Origin of the sequence: Leptolyngbya sp. FACHB-541, from assembly GCF_014695875.1 — a bacterium.
Classification (GTDB): domain Bacteria; phylum Cyanobacteriota; class Cyanobacteriia; order Elainellales; family Elainellaceae; genus JAAUTN01.
Map to the genome: position 1 here is coordinate 1 of NZ_JACJPC010000037.1, position 9342 is coordinate 9342.

The following is a 9342-nucleotide window of genomic DNA, read 5'->3' on the forward strand; positions in this document are numbered from 1 at the left end:
GGTACACCCGATGCTTGAGAACCGTTGTTATTAGAAGAGGGCATGACCATAAGAGTTCACCTGAACTAGACAGTAATTTGTGAGCGGTCAGGTGTCTCACTCATATTGTCACAGAGGGGGGTGTGCTGTTGGACGAGTTTGAACTGGAGCAGGGCGAGAAGTTCTACAGCGATGCGCTGTGGGTCAAAGAGGCTTCAGTTGGTGCTGGGTAATAACTGCAATGCCAGGTGCCTAGCTTGTTCAGAGTGCAGCTTCAAATAGTTTGATGCGTGTCAAAATTAGACATTATTACTTTAATTTGACACGCATCACTTCTGAACTACCGCGAACTCAAGGCAAAACTGACAGAGCTAGAGGCTGAAATCAGCGCTGTTCAGGCAGAAGGAGACATCCTGACAGATGCCCGAATTGACTCCTCTAAACCTGGAGGAACCGCACGAGGACAGCCCTCGACTCAATATCGCTTGCGGATTAAAGGGCTAAAGGCTCGTTATCTCAAACCCGTTGAAGTCGATAGAACCAGAGCTGCGATCCAAAGAGGCAAACGTCTGAAGCAGCTAGAGCGGGAGCAGCAACGAGTGCAAGCAGTCCTGGATCAGTTGGCAGCGAAGGCAGCAGAACTGGGACTAGAGTTGCCTGAGTAAGGCCAGTTCAATCTCTTCGGGTCTGATTCCCCGCAGCTTGCTGCGTTCTGAGAACACAGCGTCCGAAGGGTGCTGTTGAGCGGAGTCGAGCCGCGAAGCGTGCGAGTGGAGCGAAGTGATACACCGTCCGCTTGCGGCGGTGACGTTCATTAGTCTGATGCGTGTCAGTTTTTAATCAAAATGCTCAAATTTGACACGCATCTAATCGTTCAAGGCTTGAGCACCGACACCAACATGGCTCTCAACGTGATGCGTGTTGGTTTTTATCAATTCTTTTTTTAGATTGACACGCATCAAGGCATCCGAGGAGAATGTCATATAACTCTCAAACCTTTCTCCTTTCCTGGTTTCAGGACTGAAAGATAGCCATCTGTCGGCGAAATGGATCTGTCCATATTGCAGGATTTTGCCTGTATCCTGTTCCTATCGCCAATTGACCTGGTGATGCCTGGACTGTTGCAATTCTCTTTATGATCAAGGGTCTATTTAACCCACAAGACTACGAAACTTTTCTGCTCGACCTCAAGAATCGCATTCGTTCTGCTCAGGTCAAGGCTGCGCTTGCTGTCAATCGCGAACTGGTACTGCTTTACTGGCAAATTGGGCGTGACATCCTGATTCGTCAGCAGCAGGAGGGATGGGGCGCGAAAGTGATCCAGTCGCTTTCGAGGGATTTGAAGCAGGAATTCCCGGAGATGAAAGGATTTTCCCGCTCTAACCTGCTCTACATGCGGGCTTTCGCTCAAGCATTCCCAGATGAACCAATTGTCCAAGAGGTGCTTGGACAAATCACCTGGTATCACAACATCGCCCTGCTCGATAAACTCAAGTCGAATGACGAGCGATTATGGTACGCCCGACAAACCGTTGAGCACGGCTGGAGCCGCAATGTTCTGGTCCACCAAATCGAAAGCGATTTGTATCGGCGCATGGGCGGAGCAATTACAAACTTCGATCGCGCCCTGCCACCACCCCAATCTGACCTGGCAACTCAGCTACTGAAAGACCCCTATCACCTAGACTTTTTAGATGTCACCTCATCTGTGCAAGAACGGGAGCTTGAGAAAGCATTGGTTGAGCGCATTCGGGAGTTTTTACTGGAATTGGGAGTTGGATTTGCTTTTGTGGGCAGCCAATATCATTTAGAGGTAGACGGTGACGATTATTATATTGACCTCCTCTTCTATCACTTAAAGCTGCGTTGTTATGTGGTGATCGACTTGAAGGTGACTGAATTTCAGCCAGAGTTCAGCGGCAAAATGAATTTTTATATTTCTGCTGTGGATGATCTGTTGCGCCATCCAGAGGACCGAGCCACGATCGGCATCATTCTGTGCAAGGGCAAGAAAAAAACAGCAGTGGAGTACGCTTTAAGAGATGTGAACCGACCCATCGGAGTATCAACCTATCAACTAAAGGATTCACTACCAGAGCCGCTGAAAGAAAGCTTACCATCCGTGGAACAGCTTGAGATGGAGATAGACACCATCATTGCAGGGGTGGAGATGGTTGATAACAGCAGTATGGAGGATGGCTGAATCTTATCAGTGCCTTTACATCACACCGCAGAAGCTCCCAAAGCCGCTCCATCCAGCATCCTCTCATCACTCATTTTCCTGGGTCAGCATAAATAGGAACAATAGGGGATTATCCACATCAGCCGCAGAACCCAGAATGGCGCGGTGCGAAGCAGTTCACTTCAGGGTAAACGCGGTGTTCATACAAGGGATGGGGACAGGACACGTGCAAAATCCTGCAATATATGTCTGAAAGCTCTGTCTTAAATTGATTCCACCATTTCTCGATTTTCGTGATCTCAGGACTAAAAGCTTACGGAGGAATGGGCATTTGAGGGTAATCTTACAGGTTTTTACATACATCCTGTCGCAATCCCAATACGATCTGATTTTACCCTGAGCGAGCGGCAGCCTTGGCGCAGTGTCATGGCTTCAGTGAAATCGTTTGCTTGGCTTGGCGCTGACTCAATTTTCATTGCCTTGCTTTATTCGTTGAATATAGACAACAGCGTCGCGTGGTCTTGCGGTTGAATCTTACGCTTTCCGGTTTCAACCATCTTGATCCAGCTGAGACTGCGACCAATTTTGCCAGCTAGATCCGCTTGGCTTAGTCCCTTGCTAATCCGCAGCTGCTTCAGATGTTCGCCGGATTGAATCTCCCGGATTTGTCTAGTTGCGACAGCCGTAGAGGTTGTTGACGCTAGATCTGTCGGTACGGGTTGTTTCGCCGCACTCGCTTTGTTGTATCCCCAGCGGATTTCATCAATCGCGTCCAAGCGATCGGCAATCACTTTAGGCGGCTGAATCCACAAACGCCCGCTCAAGAAACGAGTAAAGCTGCCGCGTTCGCGCCGGGTTCGATCGGTGACTCGGCTTCCCGCCGCTGCCCCTGCGTCCTGGGCCCAAAATTCTACGGCGGCATCCGGATCATCGGGAACGTCACGTAGGGAACCTGTCTCTCCTGAATCGACCCAATAGGACAGCGGATACGTTTGCGGGTCCGGCGTAATCGTCCAGCCTCTTTCCAATAGAGCTTTCAGCGTTTTAATCCAAGATTCGACCAATTTGGCACGGTGTTTGGAGCTGGCAAGAGCTTCTTGCAATGCCTTCTCCCCAAAAGCGATGCGCAACAGCAGTTCGGCGGTGAGAGGACTGCTGCGGTTGATTTTGGTTTTGAACAGCAGCCAGGTCATCAAGCGGGCTGCCCCTTCATAGTGATGATAAGTGGACATAATGTCCTGGATCAGTTCCTTCGACAAAATGCAGTACTCGTAATAGCCTTGCTTTTGCCGACGCATTTCCTCGTTGAGGAAATATTTAGCCCACATGCCGCAACGAATGTTGAGGGTGAAGCCGACTAGCGTCTTATCGCCAACCCCATGTCCGGCTTCATCAGTGAGGCATTCCTGAAAGTGCAAAATCGGTTCGGCGATTTCCCACAACCAGGTGCGGCTGACGCTTACCGTAGGAACCCGTCCTTGCTCCGGCCAAGAGATGTAGACCAGTAGGTGGCAGGGTTGTTTCGCCAATTTCAGCATGAGCTGAAGCTTTTGCTGCTTATTCAGCTTCTTGTTTTTGTTAAGCCCTAGATACTGCTCAAGCTGAATGTCGTTGATGGTGAACGATTCCTCCCAGGGACGATCCAGCTGGGTCGCGTGGGCAGCGTAAATCAGGTGCAGGCAGGCGGCGCGCAAGTCGAACTGCTCAATCAGCGCGATCGCGAAGTCCCGTTCAAGTACAGAAGGATCTTTGGCGTACAAGTCGTCCGTCAGCCAGAACGAGATGTATCCTTTGCCTTTGCCGACAAGGCTTTTATAGTACGCTTCACCTTCGTCTGAAACCAGCCAGGGGAGGTCGCTCCCTTGCGTCAGGATATTGGCTCCCTCCCAAATCACCCGGCTTGACGCCGCGTAATCAGTATCGCCACTTGAAAATAGGGCTGGACTTGGCGCAGGGCGTTGCGCCGAAGCCTGCACCGCTGGAAACATCGCCTTGTCGGGTTGATGGCTAATCTCCTCGCGCTGGCGCGACGCCTCGATTTCGGCAGGATCAACCACTTCAACGTTTCCATAAACGCTCGCGCCTTCTAAATCCATTGGACGTCGGTTTCGCTTCGCTTGAGAGGGTTTGGCAGGCATCGTCCTATTAAGCGCTCAAGAATGCCGCAATCATAGCTTGAACCCGTCAAACCGCGACCTTGCCGTCAAACGATTTCCCTATCAACCACTTTACGCTGACGCTATAAGTCAAGCCTTTCGCGCTATTCAGCATATCTACGGCAATACGGTTTTTCTGGTCACATGTTCCACTGTCGTGGAACGATGGTCACGGTTTTCCATTCGCTATCCCTCGTTGAAGGGTCATGGTCACAATTTTGGTCACATGTTCCACCGTTAAGGGGCATCGGTCACAATGCTTTTTCCTATCCTGTAGGTCACAAGTTCCTCGTTAAGGGTCGTCAGTCACGCTGGAGCATAAGCACCCCCGTCCGTAGGCAAGGGTCACAGCTTGGTCACAGATCCCCCATTGAGGGGAATAAGTCACAACCATGAGTCCTTAGAGTCTATGCCTCTGAAATGGTGGGTATTAACGACGTTTGCAAGACCATCATTGTGCTCCTTAGATGCTCTCGGATCGGTTTTCGTGAAGGTGACCTTATCTCCCCACAATCGATAAACTAACCCCGCACGTGGGGCGAACAAACCCCTCAGCACCTATAAAAGTCACTTTTTGACGCCTCAAACCTTTATCTGAAGCGCACTACCGATAACAGCGTAAATCTGATCATTTTGATCAGTTTGATCCGATAGGGTCACAAGTCGCTTTTGTGACCGTCGCTAAACTGAGGCGTCAGAAACGACATTGACAGTAAATATCATCCATGAGCTATTTCCGTGGCTGAACTGCTTAACGACTATGTCGAATATTCAGTATTTTCGCGGGAAAAGCTCGGTGAATTCGGTCGCTTATTGGCGCTGATCACCCCGGTTAGGGAAAGAAGCTTTCTCTAGTTTGTTCAATCAGGGAAGAGCGCGAGCGCTTTTAGCGCAGGAAAACATCAAGCGTCAGTTGCCGCTTTAAGGAGTTTCCCCATGACTTAACCAGGAATTTGCCAACCAAGGGACCCTAACTATGGCGAACGTCAGGGTCTTGAAGAAAGTTTCATTCCAATAGTTCAAGGACAACCGTCACTTCAAAGCCTTTGGCAAGCAAGAGTGCGGTTGCCCACAGGGGCGTATGTCAATTTTAGGGGAGGTAAGCGGATTATCACACCCCCCACGACCGGTTCTCCTCCTGTCTTTTGCGTATACGCCCTCGTTTCCGCCACTGATCAGGAATAGAGCTGTCTTGCAAAGCAAGTTCTCTATTCCACAGTTTGTGTTGAATAAGAGAGCCTCCATGACGCAAGCCCTTCACACAGTCTCCTCATACATCGAGGAACGGACGAATGCGTTTCTTTCCCTTTGGACGCACCGCTACGATTACATTTACGCAGAGCATCCGGTGCCGGGAGAAAAGCCAGAGTGGCGAACGGAAGCCAGACATCCCTTAAGCGATCGTCTTATTGAGCAAGGAGCTTACCTTTATGGCGTTAGGTTCGCTGCTGAGACCCGCTACTGCGTTTTGGATATTGATTTCGGCAGCGCCTATCATCCCTCAAGCGACGGCTTTGCCGTAGGCCGTATCCTCCAAGCTCTCGAACCTCTTGGTTTCGTAGAAGCCGTCATTTGCAGCTCTAGTTATTCACAAGGACTGCACGTCTACTTGCCTTTTGAAAAACCGCAACGATCCTGGGAGATTGCCCTTGCTGTAACCACGCTCCTCGAAAACGCGGGCTTCAAGCCCGCGCCAGGAATCCTTGAGGTGTTTCCCAACCCTAAGCCCTTTTCCAGCCAGGGTGAACAGAGTCTCTACAACGCCCACCGGCTCCCGTTGCAGGAGGGATCGTATCTTCTGAACCATGACTTTCATCCCGTTTGGAGCACAAGGGAGACTTTTGTCAAAGCCTGGCGGTTTACGGAACAAAAGAACGATCTTGACAGCGCGACGTTAAAGGAGACCTTAAAACGCGCTAGACGGAAAACATATCGCATTTCCAGCAGAGCGGAGAAATTCCTGAACGACCTGAACGCCGAGATCGAGCACGGGTGGACAGGACAGGGACAAACCAATAGGCTGCTTGGACGAATCGCCATGCGCTCCTATGTGTTTGGTCACATTCTTTACGCCGATCGCCCTCTTGAAGGAGCGGCGCTTGCCGATGACATCGCCCACACAGCACGCTCCCTACCTGGATTCACGACTTGGTGCAATCATCAGCAGGAACTGGAAGAAAAGAGTACCGCCTGGGCGCGGTCTATTGAAGGAAGCCATTATTTCCACTACGGCTATGGCAAGCTCAACAAGGCGAAAGAGGCTCCGGCTGCTAAGGAGCAGCCGTCATGGAATGAAATTCAACAAACAGAGGCGAGGGAAAAAATCAAAAACGCCGTCATAAGTCTGCAAAGCTCAGGCGCGCTGCCGACAGGCATCACCGCACGATTTGAAGCTCTTATAGATTTTGGCATAAGTGGAGCGACACTTTATCGGCACCGCGACCTTTGGCATCCTCGCCATTTATTGGACAGCTTGTGGAAAACCCCCTCGGACTCCCCCACGCATAAGGAGCTTCCAGAAGACGTTCTTCAGAGAACGTCTTCTGGAAATCACCCAAGCTTATTGACCGGAAATGGCTGTAATACCGCTTTGGAGCAAGATTCTGATGCGTTAGATGAGAATGAGCGACGGGAGATAGGCTGTAATACCGCTCAGGATGGGCCGAAGGGAATTGGCTTTGTCCTTACTATCCTGAATAGAATCAAGCAGAACCGCCATGAGGGTTTGTCGAATGGACTGGAAAGGGAAAGTTCATCGCTTGACGATCGGACGGATCAGGCACATCAAGCGCGAATGCGGCGTTATCTTGATTCGGGCGATCCGATTTTGGAGCGGGAGGCGGAACGGTGGTTTCGGCGGTTTGAAAGGGATTAAGACACCCAAGCTTTCCTACAGCGATTGGGCATCGGTCGCTCGTTTTTGTTAGCAGTGACGATGCAAAGGCACATGGCAACCAGTAGCGGCAAATGAGGGAAACAACAAAATCTTTAGTACAGGACAACTACTTCAAATCCCTTATTCTGCAATGATTTCAGCCCAATTGCACTCTATGATAGCTTCGCTGCAAGCACCCTCTTACTCGTTAACCGCTGATCGAGGTCGGTAATTCTCACGTTGGTAAGCTCCACTGTCCTCTGAATTTGACTGACCTTAAGTTCAATCCCACCTAGTGGCTCTTTGGGTGGCATTGCGCCTCACTCTTCCTCGCTGTTTCCATTCCCGTTGGAGCGGTTGCCGTACATCTCTTCAATCATTCGCCGCATCTCAGCACGGTCTGTTGCTGCCAGCTCTACTTGTGAGAAAAACATCTGAGTTAAATCCTGGATGTGTTCACTAGTACGCTGTCCCGACTCCTCAAGCAGCCGTCGCGTTTCAGCAAGTGCGTTGCTGTTAGCTTCAATCGCCCTAGCGTTCGAGGCAATTTGCTGAACATTAGACGCAATCTGCTGATCAGTCGCCTCAGCCCGTAGTGCAAGCTGCTCCAAAATTCGCTCAATGCGGTCTAGCCGCGATGGTTCTGATTGAGTCATGGCGATCGCCTCACTTGCTGTTCTGTTTAAGCCACATTTCTAAAGCCTGTTCTATCGCTTCAGACTGGCTAATCTCCTGCATCGTGCAAGTAGCCTTAAATTTCAAAGCCAGATCTTTTTTTACATAGCCACTGACTTGTGCAAAGTCAGGGTCAGCACGTCTACTTGCAGCCATCGATACGGTTTCCATCAGAATCCCCCGATCTTACTTCTCAACTACATGATTGCATCAATTTCATGAACGCTTGCTAAATTGCATTCATGAATACATGTTGACAAGATTTCATGCGTTCATGCTAGCATCTATTCAAGCAACGGACGACAAACGAACACGCTACGGACATAGAAAAAATAGAGATCAATCCTCCCTCCGTTTCCTCTGGACTGGCTTCAAATCCAGTAATTGCATACAACCGCGTAAGGGGCATTGTTTATGGTCATGAAGCAGCATCAAGGAGATCGGCTACCACTATGCGATCGCCTAGGACGGTCTGAGCCAGAGAAGAATGAAGCTGACAAAAGCTCACCGATTTAATGACAGCAGAGCTTTGAGATCGTTACCTGAACTACATCGTCATCACCTATTGATACAAGCAGATTGTTATGGCAGAAACCCTAACCTCATCTACCGAGTTCTCTTTACCCCTACCCGAGAAGTTTCCACACAGTACCTCTGCGCCTAAGTTCAATCTAGGAGACCAGGTCTGCTGGCATCCTCTACCCAGTCAAGACTTTGGCACCATTGTTGGGTTGCAATATGCCCCAGCCAGTCACCTGAAAGCTTGGTCATGGCGATATCTTATTCTCCTCTCCCCTGCTAGTCCCTCTCGTGCCTGGGTTCAAGCTGACCTAGCCTGGGAGGACGACATTCGCTTGCAAGCATTTCCCTAGTGTCCCTCGCCCTCATTCAGCCCACTGCTGTTGCTTTGGAAGAACAACGATGAGCCCCCGCACCTTGGGACAGCATGAACTAAGACTGTTCCATTTCTACACCCACTGCCAGCTTCAGATGTCCCATCTTGATTTTTATGCCAAGTGGGATGTCACTCATGCTCAGATGGCGCAGATCTGTGGCTGCTCTCAACCCACAGTAGACCGCTGGTTTGCCGGGTCGGGCAACTACCGCCCGCCTGAGCCCTTTTATCTACGTCGGCTTGCGGAGATGGATTTGCTTTGGGAGAAATATTACAAGATTCCGCTCAATCTCAGGCGACATCTTTGCCCGATGCTGCGAACAAACGGGAAAGAACCCTCACCGTGATGGGGAAGGTTTGCATTGTGGGAGTCTGGAAATCTAGTGTGAGGGTTAGTCGCCCGTTCCCATCTTCTACACTATGCCGATTCAAATCCATCTAGAACGTCGCTGTTGCCAACTCTCCTTGCTCGAACAGTCTCTCGCTAAAGCGGCGGCGAGCAGGTATACGATGCGCTTCCAGTTGCAGTCCCGACTTGCGCTCAAGCCAATGAGCTACAGCCTAGCTGCTCCCTTGCAGA

The 9342-nt window shown here is 50.4% G+C and carries 8 protein-coding genes; 5 read left to right on the forward strand and 3 right to left on the reverse strand.

All coding sequences use genetic code 11. From position 1 onward, the window contains the following. The first annotated feature begins 464 nt into the window (after nucleotides 1-464). Both H6G00_RS06260 and H6G00_RS06265 read left to right on the forward strand, forming a co-directional pair. Nucleotides 465-644 (forward strand): hypothetical protein, encoded by a 180-nt coding sequence (locus H6G00_RS06260; RefSeq protein ID WP_190796076.1) that lies wholly within the window; start codon nucleotides 465-467, stop codon nucleotides 642-644. A gap of 470 nt (nucleotides 645-1114) precedes the next feature. After that, nucleotides 1115-2182: a PDDEXK nuclease domain-containing protein gene (locus H6G00_RS06265; RefSeq protein ID WP_190796077.1), complete on the forward strand. Its 1068-nt coding sequence runs from the start codon at nucleotides 1115-1117 to the stop codon at nucleotides 2180-2182. 464 nt (nucleotides 2183-2646) lie between these two features. Here the strand turns inward: H6G00_RS06265 and H6G00_RS06270 are convergent, their stop codons facing one another. Then, complete coding sequence (locus H6G00_RS06270) at nucleotides 2647-4299, reverse strand: helix-turn-helix transcriptional regulator (RefSeq protein ID WP_190796078.1); 1653 nt, start codon at nucleotides 4297-4299, stop codon at nucleotides 2647-2649. A 1261-nt stretch (nucleotides 4300-5560) separates the two neighbouring features. Between H6G00_RS06270 and H6G00_RS06275 the strand changes: the two genes are divergently transcribed. Continuing rightward, on the forward strand, nucleotides 5561-7192 hold the full coding sequence (locus tag H6G00_RS06275; RefSeq protein WP_190796079.1) for a hypothetical protein: 1632 nt from the start codon (nucleotides 5561-5563) through the stop codon (nucleotides 7190-7192). Between the two features lie 320 nt (nucleotides 7193-7512). On the opposite strand, the gene H6G00_RS06280 is transcribed toward H6G00_RS06275, so the two are convergent. Beyond that, the gene (locus H6G00_RS06280) at nucleotides 7513-7848 is read right to left on the reverse strand and encodes a hypothetical protein (protein WP_190796080.1); all 336 of its coding nucleotides are present in this window, start codon (nucleotides 7846-7848) and stop codon (nucleotides 7513-7515) included. A 10-nt stretch (nucleotides 7849-7858) separates the two neighbouring features. Then, nucleotides 7859-8038 carry a ribbon-helix-helix protein, CopG family gene (locus tag H6G00_RS06285; protein WP_190796081.1) on the reverse strand — a complete coding sequence of 60 codons (180 nt, stop codon included), beginning with the start codon at nucleotides 8036-8038 and terminating at the stop codon, nucleotides 7859-7861. A gap of 413 nt (nucleotides 8039-8451) precedes the next feature. Between H6G00_RS06285 and H6G00_RS06290 the strand changes: the two genes are divergently transcribed. Next, nucleotides 8452-8739, forward strand: coding sequence for a hypothetical protein (locus H6G00_RS06290; RefSeq protein WP_190796082.1), 288 nt, complete (start codon nucleotides 8452-8454; stop codon nucleotides 8737-8739). Nucleotides 8740-8788: 49 nt separating this feature from the next. Beyond that, entirely contained in the window at nucleotides 8789-9109 is a 321-nt protein-coding gene (locus H6G00_RS06295) for a helix-turn-helix transcriptional regulator (protein WP_190796083.1), read from the forward strand. The last annotated feature ends 233 nt before the right edge of the window (nucleotides 9110-9342 follow it).